17 protein-coding genes, 1 other RNA gene and 2 pseudogenes are annotated in these 19,278 nt (G+C 67.3%); 11 read left to right on the top strand and 9 right to left on the bottom strand.

Annotated elements, in window-relative coordinates; translation table 11 throughout:
* Positions 1-17: 17 nt before the first annotated feature.
* A pseudogene (locus ABD05_RS15355) lies at positions 18-239 on the bottom strand (helix-turn-helix domain-containing protein); the annotation flags it as partial.
* On the opposite strand from ABD05_RS15355, the pseudogene ABD05_RS15350 reads away from it, so the two are divergent.
* A pseudogene (locus tag ABD05_RS15350) lies at positions 223-648 on the top strand (lipoyl synthase); the annotation flags it as partial. The pseudogenes ABD05_RS15355 and ABD05_RS15350 sit on opposite strands and share 17 nt — an antisense overlap.
* A gap of 14 nt (positions 649-662) precedes the next feature.
* Here the strand turns inward: ABD05_RS15350 and ABD05_RS15345 are convergent.
* From ABD05_RS15345 to trxA, 8 genes are all read right to left on the bottom strand, one after another.
* Positions 663-2,021 carry an MATE family efflux transporter gene (locus ABD05_RS15345; RefSeq protein WP_047900855.1) on the bottom strand — a complete coding sequence of 453 codons (1,359 nt, stop codon included), beginning with the start codon at positions 2,019-2,021 and terminating at the stop codon, positions 663-665.
* A 2-nt stretch (positions 2,022-2,023) separates the two neighbouring features.
* On the bottom strand, positions 2,024-3,781 hold the full coding sequence (locus tag ABD05_RS15340) for an ArnT family glycosyltransferase (protein WP_047901245.1): 1,758 nt from the start codon (positions 3,779-3,781) through the stop codon (positions 2,024-2,026).
* Positions 3,782-4,000: 219 nt separating this feature from the next.
* Complete coding sequence (locus ABD05_RS15335) at positions 4,001-4,261, bottom strand: type B 50S ribosomal protein L31 (RefSeq protein ID WP_006753671.1); 261 nt, start codon at positions 4,259-4,261, stop codon at positions 4,001-4,003.
* Positions 4,262-4,418: 157 nt separating this feature from the next.
* Entirely contained in the window at positions 4,419-5,252 is an 834-nt protein-coding gene (locus ABD05_RS15330; protein WP_047900854.1) for a M90 family metallopeptidase, read from the bottom strand.
* Between the two features lie 38 nt (positions 5,253-5,290).
* Positions 5,291-6,847 carry an MFS transporter gene (locus tag ABD05_RS15325; RefSeq protein ID WP_047900853.1) on the bottom strand — a complete coding sequence of 519 codons (1,557 nt, stop codon included), beginning with the start codon at positions 6,845-6,847 and terminating at the stop codon, positions 5,291-5,293.
* Positions 6,844-7,344: a MerR family transcriptional regulator gene (locus ABD05_RS15320; RefSeq protein ID WP_047900852.1), complete on the bottom strand. Its 501-nt coding sequence runs from the start codon at positions 7,342-7,344 to the stop codon at positions 6,844-6,846. The genes ABD05_RS15325 and ABD05_RS15320 overlap by 4 nt, the downstream gene beginning before the upstream one ends.
* Positions 7,345-7,476: 132 nt before the next feature.
* Positions 7,477-8,739, bottom strand: coding sequence for a transcription termination factor Rho (gene rho / locus ABD05_RS15315; protein ID WP_006478662.1), 1,263 nt, complete (start codon positions 8,737-8,739; stop codon positions 7,477-7,479).
* A gap of 194 nt (positions 8,740-8,933) precedes the next feature.
* Positions 8,934-9,260, bottom strand: coding sequence for a thioredoxin TrxA (gene trxA / locus ABD05_RS15310; protein ID WP_006402348.1), 327 nt, complete (start codon positions 9,258-9,260; stop codon positions 8,934-8,936).
* Between the two features lie 391 nt (positions 9,261-9,651).
* Between trxA and ffs the strand changes: the two genes are divergently transcribed.
* From ffs to ABD05_RS15265, 10 genes are all read left to right on the top strand, one after another.
* Positions 9,652-9,750, top strand: an RNA gene (gene ffs / locus ABD05_RS35435) — signal recognition particle sRNA small type.
* 126 nt (positions 9,751-9,876) lie between these two features.
* Positions 9,877-12,234 (top strand): DNA polymerase III subunit gamma/tau, encoded by a 2,358-nt coding sequence (locus tag ABD05_RS15305; protein ID WP_047900851.1) that lies wholly within the window; start codon positions 9,877-9,879, stop codon positions 12,232-12,234.
* A gap of 98 nt (positions 12,235-12,332) precedes the next feature.
* Complete coding sequence (locus ABD05_RS15300; RefSeq protein WP_006482124.1) at positions 12,333-12,659, top strand: YbaB/EbfC family nucleoid-associated protein; 327 nt, start codon at positions 12,333-12,335, stop codon at positions 12,657-12,659.
* Positions 12,660-12,690: 31 nt separating this feature from the next.
* Entirely contained in the window at positions 12,691-13,287 is a 597-nt protein-coding gene (recR, locus tag ABD05_RS15295) for a recombination mediator RecR (RefSeq protein WP_034181272.1), read from the top strand.
* Positions 13,288-13,335: 48 nt separating this feature from the next.
* Positions 13,336-14,541 carry a CaiB/BaiF CoA transferase family protein gene (locus ABD05_RS15290; RefSeq protein ID WP_047900850.1) on the top strand — a complete coding sequence of 402 codons (1,206 nt, stop codon included), beginning with the start codon at positions 13,336-13,338 and terminating at the stop codon, positions 14,539-14,541.
* A 222-nt stretch (positions 14,542-14,763) separates the two neighbouring features.
* Positions 14,764-15,525: a 5'/3'-nucleotidase SurE gene (gene surE / locus ABD05_RS15285; RefSeq protein WP_047900849.1), complete on the top strand. Its 762-nt coding sequence runs from the start codon at positions 14,764-14,766 to the stop codon at positions 15,523-15,525.
* Positions 15,522-16,454: a protein-L-isoaspartate(D-aspartate) O-methyltransferase gene (locus ABD05_RS15280; protein WP_047901244.1), complete on the top strand. Its 933-nt coding sequence runs from the start codon at positions 15,522-15,524 to the stop codon at positions 16,452-16,454. Before surE ends, ABD05_RS15280 begins: the two co-directional genes overlap by 4 nt.
* Before the next feature lie 5 nt (positions 16,455-16,459).
* Positions 16,460-17,362, top strand: a complete 903-nt coding sequence (locus tag ABD05_RS15275) for a peptidoglycan DD-metalloendopeptidase family protein (RefSeq protein ID WP_047900848.1) — start codon at positions 16,460-16,462, stop codon at positions 17,360-17,362.
* A gap of 11 nt (positions 17,363-17,373) precedes the next feature.
* Positions 17,374-18,462, top strand: a complete 1,089-nt coding sequence (gene rpoS, locus ABD05_RS15270; protein WP_047900847.1) for an RNA polymerase sigma factor RpoS — start codon at positions 17,374-17,376, stop codon at positions 18,460-18,462.
* A 3-nt stretch (positions 18,463-18,465) separates the two neighbouring features.
* Positions 18,466-19,242 carry a 3'-5' exonuclease gene (locus ABD05_RS15265; protein ID WP_047900846.1) on the top strand — a complete coding sequence of 259 codons (777 nt, stop codon included), beginning with the start codon at positions 18,466-18,468 and terminating at the stop codon, positions 19,240-19,242.
* Positions 19,243-19,278 lie beyond the last annotated feature (36 nt).

Genomic DNA, 19,278 nt, shown 5'->3' with positions numbered 1-19,278 from the left:
GTGGTCGCGCCGGCGCGTCACGCGCGGTGCGGCGCGACGATCCGGAGCTTCGCGATGCGCCGGTACAGCGTCGCGCGCGAAATGCCGAGCGCCTGCGCGGCCGAGTCGGGCCGCCAGCGGTGCGCGGTGAGCGCCGCGACGATGCGGCTGCGATCGTCGTCGGGCAGCGCGCCGGCCGGGGCGGCGCCGAGCCGGGCGGCGATGTCGGCCGGCAGGTCGCCCCGCGTCACGCGTGCGCTCGACGCGCTGTCGTCGGCCTGGCCGGACGTGTTCAACCACAACATCGAGACGGTGCCGTCGCTGCATCGCGCGGCGCGGCTGAGCGCCGACTATCGCGGTTCGCTCGAACTGCTGGTGCAGGCGAAGGCCGCGCGGCCGACGCTCATGACGAAGTCGGGGCTGATGCTCGGGCTCGGCGAGCGCGAGGTGCGCGACACGCTGCGCGACCTGCGCGCGCACGAAGTCGACGTGCTGATGTTCGGCCAGTATCTGGCGCCGTCCGCGCACCATCTGCCGGTGCGGCGCTACGTGAGCCCGGACGCATTCGCCGCGTGGCGCGACGCGGCGCTGGCGCTCGGTTTCAGGGAAGTCGTTGCCGGCACGCTCGTGCGATCGTCATATCACGCGGCCGACGTGCTGGCGGATGCGCAGCCCGCAGTGTGTCAGGCCTGCCGGGTCGATACGTGCGCGCGGCTCACGTGGCGCAGGTAGAACGCGAGCCCGGCGCCCGCGAGCATCAGGCTGACCGTGTTCGCGAACCAGAAGCCGCGCGCACCGGTCAGCCATGCGGGCGCGATGCCGCCGACGTCGAAGCCGAGCACGTAGCCGCCGCTGAGCCCGACGCCCCACAGCGCGACCGCATAGATCACGGTCGGCACGATCGCGACCTTGTACGCACGCAGCACGAACGCCGACGTGACCTGCAGCGCATCGAACACGTGGTAGCACGCGACGATCGCGACGAGCGGCATCGCGGCCGCGGCGACGGCCGGGTTCGGCGTATAGCCGCTGACGATCAGCGGGCGCAGCGTAAATACGAGCACGCCGTATGTTGCGGCCACGCCGCACGCGAACATCACGCTGTGCCGGCCGAGCAGCCGTGCCTCGTCGGGGCGTCCGGCGCCGAGCGCGCGCGCGACCAGCGTCGAGGCCGCGACGCCGATCGACAGCGGCGTCATGTACAGCACCGCGCCGATGTTGCCGGCGATCTGGTGGCCGGCGAGCGTCGTCGTGCCGAACTGCGCGATGAACAGCGCCATGCACGTGTACGACGTGACCTCGATCAGGTACGACAGGCCCATCGGCACGCCGAGTTTCAGGATCGCCTTCTGGCGCTCCCAGACGGGCCAGCAGAAGCGTGAGAAGATCGCGAGCGGCGCGAACACGTCGAGCTTCGCGAGCAGCGTGTAGCCGATCAGCGCGAGCGCCCAGTTGATCAGCGTGCTGGAGAGCCCGCAGCCGGGGCCGCCGAGGGCCGGCACGCCGAACCCGCCGAAGATGAACCACACGTTGAGCGGAAACTTGAGCAGCAGCGCGCCGATCTGCAGGATCATCGCGAGCCGCGGCTTGCCGGCCGCGTTGGTCAGCGCGTTGTAGATGCGGAAGACGAGGCTGGCGGGCAGCCCGTACGACAGGATGCGCAGGTAGTCGACGGTGCGGTCGTGCAGCGCGGCGGGCGCATGCGCGACGCGCAACAGCGGCTCGGGAAAATGCAGCAGCAGGAAGCCGGGCACCGCGAGCAGCAGCGCGAGCCAGAGCGCCTGACGGACTTCCTCGCCGATCTCGGCATAGCGCCGCGCGCCGTACAACTGCCCGGTGATCGGCTGCAGCGCGGACAGGATGCCCGTCAGGCCGATATAGATCGACACGTAGATCGACGAGCCGAGCCCGAGCGCGGCGAGATCGGTGGCCGAATAACGGCCGACCATCGCGGTGTCGATCACGCCGAACGCGATGATCGCGAGCTGGCCGACCAGCACCGGCCACGCGAGACCGACGATCCGGCGGATGTCGGCGAACATCGTCAATCGGCCGCCTGGCGGCGCGGCGGGCGCCGCTTGACGGGCGTCTTCGGCCGTTCGATGCGCTCGTACAGGCGGAAGCGTTCGTCGCGGTCGGCGACGCGGCGACCTTCCCACACGAGACGCCATACGTATTGCGACATCGCGCTCGGCTCGCCGAAGTCCGAGCGGTCCTGGCGCAGGATCACGTCGCAGTCGCCGGAGAAATCGAAGTGCATGTTGCCGAAATACGCGAAGGTCGCGATCTGCGCATCGCCGAGCCGCACCGGCGAGATGCATTCGTAGTCGGACGGCAGGTGCAATGCGATCTGCTGCGCGACGTCGCGATAGGTCCGGCCGTAGTTGACGATCGGCAGCCACAGCGTCATCAGCAGCACCCACATCAGCGTGGTGCCCGCGCCCGACAGCACGACGCTGCGCCACAGCACCTTCGGCTGCCGCGAGACGCGCCACCGCACGAGCACGCACCAGCACACGGTGACGATTACCGCGCAGATGAACGACAGGATCTTGAAATGCGGCTCGTAGCCGGGCACGAGACGCGCGAGGTTGCGTGCGAGCGGATGCGGGAAGCCGGTGAGCGACGCGAGCCACACGAGCCATACGAAGGTGCCGAGGATCGTGAAGCTCAGCACCGCGAACCAGTCGAACGCGTTGATCGCGCCGCGCTTGAGGGTCGGCAGCGCGAACGTCGCGAGCACCGCGAGCGGCGGCAGCAGCAGCATGTACATGCGGTTCGACTGCTGGCTCTGCAGGATCACGAGCGCGACGAGCGGCACGGCGACCGACAGCGGAATCGCGATGTGCGCACGGCGGCGCATGCCGGCCCAGCTCCACCACGCCCAGATCGCGAGCGGCCACGCGGGCCACGTGAACAGCGGCAGGTTCTTCGCCGCGTACGCGAGCACGGCGGTCGGCGGGCCCGAAAAGCGCATCAGGCTGCCGTGGATCCACTGATTGAAGAACCACGCTGCGTCGTCGGGCGCCGCGACGAACGCGGCAAGCGGCCACAGCGCGAAGATCGCGGCCGCGAGCGGCACGCCGACCAGCGGCAGGCGCAGGTTGCGCATCTCGGGCGTGACGAGCCACAGCGCGGCGGTGCCGGCGAGCAGCGCGACGACCAGCACGGGGTTGCCGGACAGCGCGACGAGGCCGATCGCGAGGCCCCACCACAGCGCGCCCTGCATCGGCTTGTCGATGCCGCGCACGATCCCGTAGACGAGCATCGCGATCCACGCGAACTGCGCGACCTGCGGCGTGGTCTCGTGCCCGCGTTCCGCGAGGCCGAAGCACGCGACGAGGACCAGCAGCGCGCCGTCGGCGAGCGTGCGGCCGTAGTCGCGCGGCTCCGGCTCGCCGCCGAATGCGTACTTGAACGGCTGGACCTCGGCGCGCCGGCCGAGCAGGTAGGCCGCGTACCAGACGAACGCGCACGCGACGCAGAACAGCACGCCCGTGTCGACGCGCGACGCGTTGCTCGCATCGACCCACGGGCCGAGGCCGCGGATCGACAGCGCGCCGAGCCAGTAGCCGAGCGGCCCGTCGGTCGTGATGAACTTGCCGACGAGGTTCGGCAGCAGCCAGTCGTGCCAGCCGCCCTTGGCCATCGTCCACATCACGCCGAAGCCCGCCGCGTCCTCGTTCTTCCACGGGTCGCGGCCGAACAGGCCGAACGCGGCATAGACGAAGCAAAGCGTGAGCAGCAGCCAGCGCGGCAGCGCGCGCGTGGCGGAGGCGGTGAGACGGACGACAGGCTTCATGCAGATGAGCGTTTTGTTATGGGCGGGCGGCCGGCGCGGGTGCGCGCGGCCGAGCCGGATTCGAGCATCCGGCATTGTAGACGCGCCGGCTGTTGCGCGTCAGGTCGATGCCCGGACGCCGGCCGGCGCTTTCCCGGCGAGCAGAGACAAAAAAGGGCAGCCTGGGCTGCCCTTTTGTGCGATACCGGTGCGTTGCAACCACCGGATGCGGTGCGAAGCTTACTTCGCCTTGCCGCTGGCGCGAACGCCGAACTTGTTCTTGAACTTCTCGACACGGCCTGCCGTGTCCATGATCTTTTGCTGACCCGTGTAGAACGAGTGCGATTCCGACGACACTTCGATCTTGGCGAGCGGGTAGGTCTTGCCGTCGAGTTCGATGTTTTCGCGCGTCTGGATCGTCGAGCGCGTGATGAACTTGAAGCCGTTCGACATGTCTTGGAAGACGACTTCGCGGTAATTCGGGTGGATGCCTTCTTTCATGGTCTTTCCTTGGTGAGAGCGGTAGCCAACCCGCCGCTTGCCGTGCCGGATCGCGCACATTGCGCGTACCAGGCGACGCCAAGCCCGGCGCGAGCCACTTGCCTAAGGTCGAAAAACGGCGATTATGCCAGAAAATCAGATGGTTGACGAATAATTTTCACGGTGCGTCGAGCGCGCCGGTGCCGGCCGGATCCTGCCGGTAATAGCGGGCGAGCAGACGATAAAGCTCCGGAAATTCGGACTCGAACGCCTTCGGCCGCACGAACAGCGCTTCGCTGCACACCGCGAAGAATTCCGACGGGTGGTCGGCCGCATAGGGATCGATCAGCGATTCCCGCTCGAAGCGCGCCCACGCGCGGTCCGGCACCGCGTCGACGCGCGCGCAGAACTGGTCGTACGCATGTTCGAACACGTCGGCCCACGCCTGTGCATCGAGGTGCGGCGCGTGCCAGCGGCGAAACAGGGGCGGATAGCCGTCGGCCGCGCCGTTCACCATGTCGATCTTGTGCGCGAACTCGTGGATCACGACGTTGTACGCGTCATGGCCGTCCGTCATCTGCGCGTCTTCCCACGACAGGATCACGGGGCCGCCTTCCCATGCCTCGCCGCTCGCATCCTGCTCGACTTCGTGGACGACGCCGTCCTCGTCCTGCACGGTCTTGCGGATCAGGAATTCGCCCGGATACACGACGACGCCGACCCAGCCGTCGTACAGCGACAGGTCGAGATTCAGCACGGGCAGGCAGGCCTGCGCGGCGATCGCGACGATCATCGCATCGGTCAGTTCGAGCCCGTGCGCGGTCGAGAACGATTTCTTCGCGACGAACAGGCTCGTCAGCTCGCGCAGCCGGCCGAGCGCGTCGGGCGTCAGTGTCGCGAGGAACGGCAGGCGTTCGACCGTTTCCTGCCACAGCGCGTCGGGGATCGGGTGGCTGCGCAGCGCGCGGTTGCGGCGGCGGTCGTCGAACCAGTGGGTCAGTTTCGAGAGCATGGAGGCTGCGGACGGAAATCCAAAGCCTGTCTTTTAACTCAATCGATCTCTTTTTGCCATGCTGCGAAGAGGCCGCCGACGAGCGCAACGCCTGCCAGGAAGTAAAAACCGTCGAGCGACGCGAGGAACGACGCCTGTTGCGCGACCATGCGGGCGATGGCGGCGATCGCGAGGCCGTGCGCTTCGTTCAGCGCGTGCCCGGCGGCCGCGTAGCTGCGTGTCAGGGTGTCGACGGTCTGCTGGAACAGCGGATCGAACACGTTCGCGCGCTCGACGAGCCGCGTCTGGTGCACGGCCACCCGGTGCTGCTCGACGATGATCACCGACGACGTCGCGAACGAGATCGTCAGTTGCCGCACGATGTTTTTCAGCCGGTAGCCGTGCGTGTATTCGTCGATTGCGAAGATCCGGAACGTCAGGTTGGCCACCGGCAGCACGATGAAGAGCAGCAGCAGCCCGCGCAGCAGCAGCGGGACGATCAGCGCGGCTTCGCCGACCTGCGGCGTCATCCGTGTCATCCACAGCGCGGCCGTGACGGCGATCGCGAACCCCGGCACGACGAACCACTTCTTGTGCGTGACGAATTTAGCGTAGCGCAGGTACGCGAACAGCGCGGTGGCCGAGATCAGCGACATCGTGCCGACCAGGCGCCCGGCGTTCTCGACCGGATAGCCGAGCCCGCCTTCTAGCAACCGCGACGTCAGGTAACTGAAACCCGTCGTCTCGTAGTAATAGAACATGTAGAGCAGCAGCCCGACCTGGAACGTCCGTTCGCGGAACGCATGCAGCCGCACGAGCGGCGTCGGGTGATGCCACTGGTGATATGCGAACCACGCGAGTGCGCCGATCCCCAGGAGCGTCAGCAGGATCAGCATCGGCGAGCCGCTGTAGAGCTGGTAATGCACCTGCTGCAGCACGATCTGCAGTGCACCTTGCGCGAGCGCGAACACGACATACGGCCAGAAGTGTCCGGAGCCGCGTTCGTCGTCGGGTGTCCGGCCCGAATCGGGCAGCGTGAGCAGCGCGAGGATCGCGAACGCGATGCCGGCGGGTGCCGTGCACGCGAACAGCGCGCGCCACGTCGAATGCGCGACGAGCAGCCCGCCGACGATCGGCGCGAGCGCGCTGCCCAGCAGGATCATGATCAGGAACGCGCGCGTCGCGGGCGGTCGTTCCTGCGGCTTGAAGCTGATCTGGATCAGGATCCGGCACGCGCCCATCATCGGGCCGATGAAGTAGCCCTGGAAGCCGCGTGCGAACGCGAGTTCCAGCGACGTATCGGCAAGCGCGGCCGCGACCGCGCCGAACGAGAACATCAGCATGCAGCCCGCGACGTAGCGGCGATGCCCGAGCCGGTCGACCCACCATTGCTGCTGCAGGATGCCGAGCACGGCCGTCACCGCATACGCGCTCGACGACCACACGAGTTCGTCGGGCGACGCATTGATGCCGCCCGCGATGTAGCTCGCGAAGAACGAGAAGGCCGCGTTGTCGAAGTAGTCGATGCCGGTGACGAGCGCGAGCGCCCACGGGAACAGGTCCGCGCGCAGGTTCGCGCGGCTCCACAGCGGCGAGCGGCCGGGCACCGCGTTCATTCGCGGTCCTTGCGCGTGCGCCGCGATCCGGCTTCGGCCTGCCGCTGCGCGATCAGCGCATCGGGGCTTTCGCCGGCGAGACGCCGCTCGACGTAGTCGATGTCGTGCTGCAGTTCCTTGCGCAGTGCGACGGCTTCCTTCAGCTCGCGCTGGACGGCCGCGATCCGCCGGTCGAGCGTACCGATCTGCTCGGCGAGGCCGGTGCGGATGTCGCGCAGCGACGCATCCGAATAGCGGCGCCGGCCGTCGCCCGTTTCTTCCAGCGGGCGCTTCAGCATTTCCGTGATGCCGTGCAGCGAGAAGCCGAGCGCGCGCAGCCGCAGGATGCGTGCGAAGCGTTCGAGATCGGCTTCGTCATAGAGACGGTAGCGGCCTTCGCTGCGCGACGGCGTGACGAGCCCGCGCTCTTCGTAATACTTCAGCGTGCGCGGCGTGACGCCGAGCCGCGATGCGGCATCGCTCACGGTCAGCAGCGGGGTGGAGGCGTCGTTCGGCATCGGGAGGCGGGGGATTCGATCAGGGGGGATGACGCGATTATAGATCAACCTGTACGTTCACGTTCAGGTTGGGATCGAAAAACGGCCGCCGGGCAGGATGCGCGGGCGGCCGTTCGTTGTGGGGCGGGGCGATCAGCCGCCGCGGCGCATCAGGTCGAAGAACTCGGAGTTGCTCTTCGTCTGGCGGATCTTGTCGAGCAGGAATTCCATCGCCTCGACTTCGTCCATGTCGTGGATGAACTTGCGCAGCACCCAGATCTTCTGAAGGATCTCGGGCTTGATCAGCATTTCCTCGCGACGCGTGCCCGACTTGTTCAGGTTGATCGACGGATATACGCGCTTTTCCGCGAGACGGCGCTCGAGGTGCACTTCCATGTTGCCGGTGCCCTTGAATTCTTCGTAGATCACGTCGTCCATGCGGCTGCCGGTTTCGATCAGCGCGGTGCCGATGATCGTCAACGAGCCGCCTTCCTCGATGTTGCGCGCAGCACCGAAGAAGCGCTTCGGACGCTGCAGTGCGTTCGCGTCGACGCCGCCCGTCAGCACCTTGCCCGATGCCGGGATCACGGTGTTGTACGCACGTGCGAGACGCGTGATCGAGTCGAGCAGGATCACGACGTCGTGCTTCATTTCGACGAGGCGCTTGGCCTTCTCGATCACCATTTCGGCGACCTGGACGTGGCGCGTGGCCGGTTCGTCGAACGTCGATGCGATCACTTCGCCGGCGACCGAGCGCTGCATTTCGGTCACTTCTTCAGGGCGCTCGTCGATCAGCAGCACGAACAGGATCACGTCCGGGTGGTTCTGCTTGATCGCGTGTGCGATGTGCTGGAGCATCACGGTCTTGCCCGACTTCGGCGACGCGACGAGCAGGCCGCGCTGACCCTTGCCGATCGGCGCGATCATGTCGATGATGCGGCCCGTGACGTTTTCCTCGCCGCGCATTTCGCGCTCGAGCGACAGCGGCTTGTTCGGGTGCAGCGGCGTGAGGTTCTCGAACATGATCTTGTGTTTCGAGGCCTCGGGCGGCTGCCCGTTGACTTTGTCGACCTTCACCAGCGCGAAGTAGCGTTCGCCGTCCTTCGGCGTGCGGACTTCACCTTCGATGGTGTCGCCGGTGTGCAGGTTGAAGCGGCGGATCTGCGACGGGCTGATATAGATGTCGTCGGTGCTCGCGAGGTACGACATTTCCGGCGAGCGCAGGAAACCGAAGCCGTCCGGCAGCACTTCGAGCGTACCGTCGCCGAAGATTGTCTCTCCCGTCTTGGCGCGCTTTTTGAGAATGGCGAACATCAACTCCTGCTTGCGCAGGCGGTTCGCGTTTTCGATCTCGAGGCCATTGGCCATTTCGATCAGTTCGGAGACGTGCAGAGACTTGAGCTCGGATAAATGCATACGGAGAACCCGCCAGGGAGGAGAAGCGACGAAAGAAATAAGGGAGGAGGGCGAGCGGAAGCGCTCAGAGACTTAAATGCGTCTTGTAGACGTTTTTTAATTCTAGCATAGGCCGATTCGCGCTTGAGCGGCCGATCGGCGGCTTGACGGCGGACGTGTTGCCGGTTGACAACACGTCCGCGGAACTGCCGGTATTACAGGTGGCTGTCCAGGAATGCGGTGAGCTGCGACTTCGACAGCGCGCCGACCTTCTGCGCGGCGGCCGCGCCGTTCTTGAACAGGATCAGCGTCGGGATGCCGCGCACGCCGAACTTCGCGGGCGTCGCCTGGTTGTCGTCGACGTTGATCTTCGCGATCTGCAGCTTGTCGCCGTAGTCCTTCGCGACTTCGTCGAGGATCGGGGCGATCATTTTGCACGGGCCGCACCATTCGGCCCAGAAATCGACGAGCACGGGCTTGTCGGACTTGACGACGTCCTGTTCGAACGATGCGTCGCTGATGTGTTTGATCTGTTCGCTCATTGGGTCAATACCTCTTACGGTTCGGGGACTGCCTGCTTGCGCGTTGCGGCGTGCCGGCCGCCGTAGGCTGCCGGCCGCTGCGGCAGGTCACTCCGCTCTCCGGAAGGGAGGTGCGTAAGCGCTGCATGCCGCGGCTCGCGGGTCGTTCGGGCGTCATATTAGCCTAAATTGCTATCTGCTGCGGGCGGCGATAGTAGCCGCTACGCGAGTAAGGGTACGACGCGACGTTCGACCGTTGTGCCCTGCAGGTGGAGGCCGGCTCGCAAATTACAAGGGGGGCGGCATATATGCAGCGATTCGGGAGGCCGGACGCGCGCCTGCTGGCAGGGTTGTTTGCATTGATGCGAACAAACGGTCGCATTCATCCGGAAGCGGTGATAGAATATGCCGTGACGGGCCTCCTCGCATGGTGGGGCGGTGAACCTGGTCAGGTCGGGAACGAAGCAGCCACAATCGTTTTCCGCCAGTGCCGAGGGTCGGGCTCGTCACCTTCCTTCTCGCCCCGTTCGCAGGGCGTTTTTTATTTCCGCGTCACACTCCGTTTACCTGCGCTTTGCCCGTCTTCCGCACCGTTTCGCGTGTCGGCGCGACGCAGCGTTACTGATACAATTTCCCGATGACCTATCAAGTTCTCGCACGCAAGTGGCGTCCGAAGGATTTCGCTTCGCTCGTCGGCCAGGAGCACGTCGTCAGGGCGCTCACGCACGCGCTCGACGGCGGGCGTCTCCATCACGCCTATCTGTTTACCGGAACCCGCGGTGTCGGCAAGACGACGCTGTCGCGGATCTTCGCGAAGGCACTCAACTGTGAAACCGGCGTCACGTCGCAACCGTGCGGCGTGTGTCGTGCCTGTCGCGAGATCGACGAGGGGCGTTTCGTCGATTACGTCGAAATGGATGCCGCGAGCAACCGCGGCGTCGACGAAATGGCCGCGCTGCTCGAGCGCGCGGTGTACGCGCCCGTCGATGCGCGCTTCAAGGTCTACATGATCGACGAAGTGCACATGCTGACGAATCACGCGTTCAACGCGATGCTGAAGACGCTCGAAGAGCCGCCGCCGCACGTCAAGTTCATCCTCGCGACGACCGATCCGCAGAAAATTCCCGTCACCGTGCTGTCGCGCTGCCTGCAGTTCAACCTGAAGCAGATGCCGGCCGGGCACATCGTGTCGCATCTCGAGCGGATTCTCGGCGAAGAGCAGATCACGTTCGAACCGCAGGCGCTGCGCCTGCTTGCGCGTGCCGCGCAGGGCAGCATGCGCGACGCGCTGTCGCTCACCGACCAGGCGATCGCCTATTCGGCGAACGAGGTGACCGAGTCGGCCGTGTCGGGCATGCTCGGCGCGCTCGACCAGACTTACATGGTGCGCCTGCTCGACGCGCTCGCGGCCGGCGGCGGCCCGGAAATCCTCGCGATTGCCGACGAGATGTCGCTGCGCAGCCTGTCGTTCTCGACCGCATTGCAGGATCTCGCGAGCCTGCTGCACCGGATTGCGTGGGCGCAGTTCGCGCCGGGCTCGGTGCTCGACGAATGGCCGGAAGCGGCCGACCTGCGCCGCTTCGCGGAGACGCTGAGCCCTGAGCAGGTTCAACTGTTCTATCAGATCGCGACCGTCGGCCGCGCGGAGCTCGGCCTCGCGCCGGACGAATACGCCGGTTTCACGATGACGCTGCTGCGGATGCTCGCGTTCGAGCCGGCCGTTGCCGCGGGCAGTGCGCCGGGCGGCCAGCCGTCCGTGCCGCGTGCCGTGCCGGGCCCGCGCGCTGCCGCGGCGTCGGCCGCTGCCGCGAAGCCGGTATCGGCTGCACCCGTCGACGCAGTGCGCCCGCAGGCTGCCGCACCGGCTACACCCGTTGCACCGGTCGCGCGATCAGCGGCACCGGCACAGTCCGGCGACGAAGCAGGCCGGCCGGTGGTGAAGCCGGCTACTGCTCCGGCATCCGCGCCGGCTTCGGTTGATGCACAAGTTGTCGAGACGCCGCAGCCGGAAACGAATCGGGCGCCGCAAGCGGCGACTGGCGGCGATCAGCCGCCACCGGCCCGCAAGGAGCCCGAGCAGCCTGCCGTTGCCGTTGCGCAGCGAAACGACGAACCGGCTGCGCCAGCCGAACCGGTGCCGCGCGCTGCGCCGTCCGAGCCCGCCGCGCGTCCGGCATCGCGAGCAGGCGGTGCTGCCGCTGCGCTCGACGTGCTGCGCAATGCGGGGATGCGCGTGTCGTCCGACCGTGCGCGGGCAGGCGCGGCCCCGAAGCCGGCTGTCCAGCCGGCCGCCGAGAAACCGGCCGCGCCGCGTCCAGCCGTGCAGGTGCCGACGCCGCGCGCTGCCGCCCGTGCGCCGCAAGCAGCCGATTCGCGCCAGGCTTCGCCGCCGTGGGAGGACATCCCGCCGGACGACTACGTGCCGCTCAGCGCCGACGAGATGTTCGGCGGGCCCGATGATGGCTTCGTTCCCGTGTTCGACAGCGGTCCCGACGACGTGCGCGTTTCGCCGAAGCTGGCGGAAGCCCGTCCGGCCGCGCCGGTCGACACGCGCCCGCTGCCGCCCGCGATCGCGCTCGATCCGGTCGGCTTCGACGGCGAATGGCCGGCGCTGGCCGCGCGGCTGCCGCTCAAGGGTGTCGCATACCAGCTCGCGTTCAACAGCGAACTGACGGCCGTCGATGCGACGACATTGAAACTTTCCGTGCCGGTGCCGCAGTACGCGGACGCCGCGCAGGTTGCGAAGCTGAAGGCCGCGCTGGCCGACGCGCTCGGCAAGCCGGTCGAAGTAGCGGTCGAGGTCGGGCCCGCACGGCGCACGGCGGCGGCGCTCGATGCGGCCGCGCGCGCGGCGCGCCAGCGCGAGGCCGAGCAGGAGATTCACGGCGATCCGTTCGTCCAGCAGCTCGTGCGCGACTTCGGTGCGCGCATCGTCGAGGGCTCGGTGCGTCCGCTCGCCGATTCGGCGCCGGACGGCCCGCCGCCGCTGCATTGAACTGACCGCACCGCGACAGGCACAATCACGCCCGCACACATTGGCCGGCACGCTCCGCGTGCCGGTTTTCACACGATCAAGAAAGAAGGAGTATTCCCATGTTGAAAGGCAACCTCGCCGGACTGATGAAGCAAGCGCAGCAAATGCAGGAAAACATGAAGAAGATGCAGGAGCAGCTTGCGCTGATCGAAGTCGAAGGGCAGTCGGGGGCGGGCCTCGTCAAGGTAACGATGACGTGCCGCAACGAAGTGCGTCGCGTGTCGATCGACCCGAGCCTGCTCGCGGACGACAAGGACATGCTCGAGGATCTCGTCGCGGCCGCGTTCAACGACGCCGTGCGCAAGGCCGAGGCGACGTCGCAGGAAAAGATGAGCGGCATGACGTCGGGCCTGCCGCTGCCCCCGGGCTTCAAGCTGCCGTTCTGAGCGCGGCGCCCTTGCCACTGTTTGCCGCCGTATGAAACAGCCGTCCGCCCTGTCCGCTCTCGTCGAAGCACTGCGCGTGCTGCCCGGCGTCGGGCCGAAATCCGCGCAGCGCATGGCGGTCCACCTGATGCAGCACGACCGCGAGGGCGCGGAGCGGCTCGGCCGGTCGCTGCTGTTCGCGACCGAGCACCTGCAGCACTGCGAGAAGTGCAACACGTTCACCGAAGCGCAGATCTGCGAGGTCTGCAGCGACGAGGAGCGTGATCCGACGCTGCTGTGCGTCGTCGAGACGCCTGCCGACCAGATCATGCTCGAGCAGACGATGACTTACCGCGGTCTGTATTTCGTGCTGATGGGGCGGCTGAGCCCGCTCGACGGGATCGGCCCGAAGGAAATCCATTTCGACCGTCTCGTGCGGCGCGCATCCGACGGAATCGTCAAGGAAGTCGTGCTCGCGACCAACTTCACGAACGAAGGCGAAGCCACCGCGCACTACCTCGGCCAGACGCTGAAGGCGCGCGGCCTTGCGGTCACGCGCCTCGCGCGCGGCGTGCCGGTGGGCGGCGAACTCGAATACGTCGACGCGGGCACCATCGCCCGCGCGATGCTCGATCGCCGCACGATGTAAGCCGGGCGCCGCCTGCCGGCGGCGCCGTTCCTCATGCCAGGGAGACACATGAGCACCAGCCAGGGCCCGCTCGCGGGCGTCAAAGTGCTCGAATTCGGAACGCTGATCGCGGGGCCGTTCGCGTCGCGGCTGTTCGCCGAATTCGGCGCGGAAGTGATCAAGATCGAGGATCCGAACGGCGGCGACCCGCTGCGCAAGTGGCGCAAGCTCCACCCGGAGCAGGGCGGCACGTCGCTGTGGTGGTCCGTCCAGGCGCGCAACAAGAAGTCGGTCACGCTCAACCTGAAATCCGATGCCGGCAAGGCGATCGCGCGGCAGCTCGCGGGCGAGGCCGACATCGTGATCGAGAATTTCCGTCCGGGCCTGCTCGAAAAGCTCGGGCTCGGCTACGACGTGCTGTCGGCCGACAACCCGGGCCTCGTGATGGTGCGCCTGTCCGGCTACGGGCAGACGGGCCCGTACCGCGACCGGCCCGGCTTCGGCGCGATCGCCGAATCGATGGGCGGGCTGCGTCACATCACCGGCTATCCCGACCTGCCGCCGCCGCGCATCGGCATCTCGATCGGCGATTCGATCGCCGCGCTGCACGGCGTGATCGGCGCGCTGATGGCGCTCCATCACCGCAAGGTCAACGGCGGTGCGGGGCAGGTGGTCGACGTTGCGCTGTACGAAGCCGTATTCAACATGATGGAAAGCGTGGTGCCCGAATACGGCGTGTACGGGATGGTGCGCGAGCGCACCGGCGCGTCGCTGCCGGGCATCGTCCCGTCGAATACCTATGCGTGCCGCGACGGCAGCATCGTGATCGGCGGCAACAGCGACCCGATCTTCAAGCGGCTGATGAAGGCGATCGAGCGCGCCGACCTCGCCGACGATCCCGCGCTCGCGAGCAACGACGGGCGCGTGCCGCGCACGCGGGAAATCGACGACGCGATTGCCGCGTGGCTCGCGCCGCGCACGATCGACGACGCGCTCGTCGTGCTCAACGCGGCCGACGTGCCGGCCGGGCGCATCTACAGCGCCGCCGACATGTTCACCGATCCGCAGTTCGTCGCGCGGCAGATGATCCAGCGCTTCAAGCTCGCCGACGGCACCGACATTCCGCTGCCGAACATCACGCCGAAGCTGTCGGACACGCCGGGCGAAACGCGCTGGCTCGGACCGGAGCTCGGCGAGCATACGGACGAGGTGCTGCGCGGCCTCGGCTACGACGCGCAGGCGATTGCCGCACTGCGCGACGCGGGCGCGATTTGAGCATCTCCGGACCCGTCGCTTCGCGCCGGGCCCCTCGAGGGGGGTATTCCCCAAGGGGACTACCTTCAGTGCGGAAAACCAGGGGCGGCCCGACGTTTTCCTGAGAGCGCAGAACGGCGCCGCGCAATGCGGCGGCGCACCGTGCTTACCTGCGCGCACCCGGCCATCCGCGGCCGCCGGACTGTCGCTCTCGCGCCATCTTTCCTCGGTTACAATCGCCGGATGCGAATCCTACTCAGCAACGACGACGGCTATCTCGCCCCCGGTCTTGCCGCGCTCAGCGAAGCGCTGCAGCCGCTGGCCGAACTCACGGTGATCGCGCCCGAGCAGAACTGCAGCGGCGCATCGAATTCCCTTACGTTGTGGCGGCCGCTGTCGGTGCAGCGCGCGACGGGTACGGGTTTCTTCTACGTGAACGGCACGCCGACCGATTCGGTGCACGTCGCGTTGACCGGGATGATCGGCGCGAAGCCGGACATCGTCGTGTCGGGGATCAACAACGGCCAGAACATGGGCGAAGACACGCTCTATTCGGGGACAGTTGCAGCGGCCACCGAAGGCATCATGTTCGGCGTTCCGGCCATCGCATTCTCGCTGGCCGACAAGGGCTGGGCCCATCTGGCGGACGCCGCGCGCGTCGCCGCGGAAATCGTCGAGCACTACCTCGCGCATCCGCTGCCGGGCCAGCCGCTGCTGAACGTCAATATTCCGAACCTGCCGTACGACCAACTGAAGGGCTGGAAGGTCACGCGCCTCGGCAAGCGTCATCCGTCGCAGCCGGTGATTCGCCAGACCGACCCGCGCGGCGAGCCGGTGTACTGGATCGGTGCGGCGGGTGCGGCGCTGGACGCGAGCGACGGCACCGATTTCCACGCCGTCGCAAACGGTTTCGTGTCGATCACGCCGCTGCAGCTCGACCTCACGCATACGCAGATGCTGCCCGCGACGCGCGAATGGGCGCGCGCCGGAGGGCGGGCTTCATGAGCGGCGAGCGCGCGAAGCGGTTCCCGCTCGCGCTCGAAGATCTCAAACGAGCGCCACGCAAGTCGGAAGGTCGGGCCGGCGAACGCCATGCGGCGGTCGCGGTGCCGAAAGCCGCCGACAAGCCCGCGGCCGTGCTGAAACCGGTTGCGGTGAAGCCGGCTGCCGGGCGGGCGCCGCTGTCCGGTTCCGCCGCCACGAAGCCTGCGACTGCGCCGAAGCCGACCGCGCTGAAGCCTGCGCTGCCGAAGCCGGCCGCGCCGAGCGTCGCGCCGGCCGGCACGTTCGCGCTCACGTCGGAACGTGTGCGCGAGCGGATGGTCGAACGGCTGCGCGCGAACGGCGTGACCGACGCGCGCGTGCTGGAAGCGATGGCCGCGGTGCCGCGCCACATGTTCGTGGATCCGGGGCTCGCGACGCAGGCCTATGAGGATTCGGCGTTGCCGATCGGCCACCAGCAGACAATTTCAAAGCCGTCGGTCGTCGCGCGCATGATCGAGCTCGCGATGGCCGGCCGCACGCTCGAGCGCGTCCTCGAGATCGGCACGGGCTGCGGCTACCAGGCCGCCGTGCTGAGTCACGTGGCACGCGACGTGTATTCGATTGAACGCATCAAGCCGCTCTACGAGCGCGCGAAGCTGAACCTGCGGCCGCTGCGCGTGCCGAACATCCGTCTGCACTACGGCGACGGGCGTGTCGGCTTGCCGTCCGCAGCCCCGTTCGACGCGATCGTGATCGCGGCGGCGGGGCTCGACGTGCCGCAGGCGCTGCTCGAGCAGCTCGCGATCGGCGGGCGGCTCGTCGCGCCGGTCGGCGCGCAGAGCGGGCAGCACCAGGTGCTCACGCTCGTCGAGCGCGTCGCGCACGCGCAATGGCGAGAGTCCCGGCTTGATCGCGTTTTCTTTGTCCCTTTAAAATCCGGAGTGATTTGATACCGATGAGTATGTTGCGCGCGATGCAAAACAACCGATCCAGGGAACCGCTCACGCTCGCCCAGCGCGCGATCTGTGTAGCTGCGTTCTCCACGCTTCTGGCCGCCTGTGCGACGCGGCTCGACAACGCGCCTGTCGTCGACCGCTCCGGGTCGCTCGGCACGACGGCCGCTGCGCAGCCCGCGGTGCCGCTCGGGCCGCCGCCGCCTGGCTTCTACCGTGTGAAGCCGGGCGACACGCTGTACCGGATCGCGCTCGAGAACGGGCAGAACTATCGCGACATCGCGTCGTGGAACAACCTGGCGAACCCGAACCAGATCGAAGTCGACCAGTTGCTGCGCGTTGCGCCGCCGGGCGGCGCCGCGGTTGCGGGCGTACCGGCTGCGGGCGTACCGGCCGCCGCACCGATCGCGGGTGCCGCCGTCGCGACCGCGCCGCTCAGCAGCGGCCCTGCGACGCCGGCCGCCGGCACGTCGTCCACGCTCGCAACGCCGCCGGCTGCGGCCACCGGATCGAGCGACACGGCGGCGGCTTCGAGCGGCCCCGTGACGTTTGCATGGCCCGCGCGCGGCCCCGTGCTGAACGGGTTCGACGACGCGAAGAACAAGGGTGTCAATATCGGCGGCGCGGCCGGCGAGGCCGTGAAGGCGGCGGCCGACGGCCGCGTCGTCTACTCGGGCAACGGCCTGCGTGGCTACGGCAACCTCATTATCATCAAACACGATGCAACTTACCTCACGGCGTATGCACATAATCGCGCTTTGATGGTAAAAGAGGGGGACGCGGTAACGAAGGGGCAGAAGATCGCCGAGATGGGTAACAGCGATTCCGACCGCGTGATGCTGCATTTCGAGGTTCGCCGGCAGGGTAAGCCTGTCGATCCGCTGAAGTATTTGCCGCCTCAATAACCGAGACGACCATGCCGAAATCGAAGCGCCACGAGCCGCAAGCCGAGTCTGAGAAGATCAGTCGTGCCACGCAAGCATCGGTGGGGCGAGCTGGTGCTTCGACGGACGACGAAGACGACGTCGCGGAAAACGAACGTGACCTCGAGGCACGCGACGCCGAGGCGGACGGTGGCGACGACGAGCGCGAAGGCCGCGCGGAAGCAGCGCCCGACGTCGACGATTTCCGCACGCTGCTGCAGGCCGAGCTCACGGCCGACACGATCCAGCATTACCTGAACCGCATCAGCGTGAAGCCGCTGCTGACCGTCGAGGAAGAGCAGCGCTATTCCCGGCTCGCCAAGGCCGGCGAATTCGAGGCGCGGCAGGTGATGATCGAGCGCAACCTGCGTCTCGTCGTCAGTATCGCCAAGGGGTATCTGAACCGCGGCGTGCCGCTGCTCGACCTGATCGAGGAGGGCAACCTCGGCTTGATGCACGCGATCGAGAAGTTCGACCCGACGCGCGGTTTCCGCTTCTCGACCTATGCGACCTGGTGGATCCGGCAGAGCATCGAGCGGGCGATCATGAACCAGGCCCGCACGGTGCGCCTGCCCGTGCACGTGATCCGCGAACTGAACCAGGTGCTGCGCGCGAAGCGCCACCTCGAAAAGAATTCGATGTCGACGGGCGAGGCGGCCGAGCGCCGCGAAGCCAGCATCGACGACATCGCCTATCTCACCGGCAAGACCGCCGAGGAAGTCACCGACATCCTCGCGCTCAACGAGCACACGGCGTCGCTCGACGCGCCGCTCGACCTCGATCCCGCGAGCAGCCTGCTCGACCTGCTGCCCGACGACCAGAGCCAGTCGCCTGACGCCGAGGTGCAGCACCGCGAGCTCGAGACGCTGACGCGCGCATGGCTGTCGCGGCTGTCCGACAAGCATCGGCACGTGATCGAGCGCCGCTTCGGCCTGAACCACATCGAACCGGCGACGCTCGAAGAGCTCGCAGACGAGATGGGGCTCACGCGCGAGCGCGTGCGGCAGATCCAGCAGGAAGCGCTGGTGCGCCTCAAGCGGTTCTTCGCCTCCAACGGCGTGCGCAAGGACGCCGTTCTGTAACTGATGACACCGATTCTTGTTTTTGACATCGAGACGATTCCCGATGTCGACGGCATTCGCCGTCTGGAAGACCTGCCCGCGACGCTCGACGATGCCGCGGTGGCCGAACACGCATTCGCCGCACGCCGCGAGAAGACCGGCGGCGATTTCCTGCCGCATCATCTGCAGCGCATTGCGGCGATCTCGTGCGTGTTCCGCGACAACAACGGCTTTCGCGTCCGCTCGCTCGGCACGCCGCAGGACAACGAAGCGACGCTGATCCAGTCGTTCTACCGCGTGATCGAGAAATACACGCCGCAGCTCGTGTCGTGGAATGGCGGTGGCTTCGATCTGCCGGTGCTCCATTACCGTGCGCTCGTGCACGGCATTCCCGCGACCCGCTACTGGGACCTCGGCGAGGACGACCGCGAATTCAAGTGGAACAACTACATCTCGCGCTATCACTCGCGGCATACCGATCTGATGGATGTGCTGGCGATGTATCAGGCGCGCGCGAACGCGCCGCTCGACGCGCTCGCGAAGCTGTGCGGCTTTCCGGGCAAGCTCGGGATGGACGGCAGCCAGGTGTGGCCGGCGTTCCAGGAAGGGCGAATCGAGGAAATCCGCAATTATTGCGAGACCGATGTCGTCAATACCTACCTGCTGTACTGCCGGTTCCAGTTGATGCGCGGCGGCCTGACGCAGAGCGAGTATGCGGACGAGATCCTGCACGTGAAGAACGCGCTCGCGCAGGAACCGGCATCGCACTGGGCCGAATACCTGGCCGGCTTCGACGCGTAGCGCGGGCGGGCGCCGCCGCGGCCCGCGGCTGGCGCG

It is taken from the genome of Burkholderia pyrrocinia (assembly GCF_001028665.1).
In the GTDB taxonomy this organism is placed as follows: Bacteria; Pseudomonadota; Gammaproteobacteria; order Burkholderiales; family Burkholderiaceae; genus Burkholderia; species Burkholderia pyrrocinia.
This window is presented reverse-complemented; position numbering and strand designations above follow the sequence as displayed.

Bases quoted from the DNA above. Each gene is read 5' to 3' on its own strand.
- ABD05_RS15345 (WP_047900855.1), bottom strand. From the start codon at position 2,021: ATGTTCGCCGACATCCGCCGGATCGTCGGTCTCGCGTGGCCGGTGCTG.
- ABD05_RS15340 (WP_047901245.1), bottom strand. From the start codon at position 3,781: ATGAAGCCTGTCGTCCGTCTCACCGCCTCCGCCACGCGCGCGCTGCCG.
- ABD05_RS15335 (WP_006753671.1), bottom strand. From the start codon at position 4,261: ATGAAAGAAGGCATCCACCCGAATTACCGCGAAGTCGTCTTCCAAGAC.
- ABD05_RS15330 (WP_047900854.1), bottom strand. From the start codon at position 5,252: ATGCTCTCGAAACTGACCCACTGGTTCGACGACCGCCGCCGCAACCGC.
- ABD05_RS15325 (WP_047900853.1), bottom strand. From the start codon at position 6,847: ATGAACGCGGTGCCCGGCCGCTCGCCGCTGTGGAGCCGCGCGAACCTG.
- ABD05_RS15320 (WP_047900852.1), bottom strand. From the start codon at position 7,344: ATGCCGAACGACGCCTCCACCCCGCTGCTGACCGTGAGCGATGCCGCA.
- rho (WP_006478662.1), bottom strand. From the start codon at position 8,739: ATGCATTTATCCGAGCTCAAGTCTCTGCACGTCTCCGAACTGATCGAA.
- trxA (WP_006402348.1), bottom strand. From the start codon at position 9,260: ATGAGCGAACAGATCAAACACATCAGCGACGCATCGTTCGAACAGGAC.
- ABD05_RS15305 (WP_047900851.1), top strand. From the start codon at position 9,877: ATGACCTATCAAGTTCTCGCACGCAAGTGGCGTCCGAAGGATTTCGCT.
- ABD05_RS15300 (WP_006482124.1), top strand. From the start codon at position 12,333: ATGTTGAAAGGCAACCTCGCCGGACTGATGAAGCAAGCGCAGCAAATG.
- recR (WP_034181272.1), top strand. From the start codon at position 12,691: ATGAAACAGCCGTCCGCCCTGTCCGCTCTCGTCGAAGCACTGCGCGTG.
- ABD05_RS15290 (WP_047900850.1), top strand. From the start codon at position 13,336: ATGAGCACCAGCCAGGGCCCGCTCGCGGGCGTCAAAGTGCTCGAATTC.
- surE (WP_047900849.1), top strand. From the start codon at position 14,764: ATGCGAATCCTACTCAGCAACGACGACGGCTATCTCGCCCCCGGTCTT.
- ABD05_RS15280 (WP_047901244.1), top strand. From the start codon at position 15,522: ATGAGCGGCGAGCGCGCGAAGCGGTTCCCGCTCGCGCTCGAAGATCTC.
- ABD05_RS15275 (WP_047900848.1), top strand. From the start codon at position 16,460: ATGAGTATGTTGCGCGCGATGCAAAACAACCGATCCAGGGAACCGCTC.
- rpoS (WP_047900847.1), top strand. From the start codon at position 17,374: ATGCCGAAATCGAAGCGCCACGAGCCGCAAGCCGAGTCTGAGAAGATC.
- ABD05_RS15265 (WP_047900846.1), top strand. From the start codon at position 18,466: ATGACACCGATTCTTGTTTTTGACATCGAGACGATTCCCGATGTCGAC.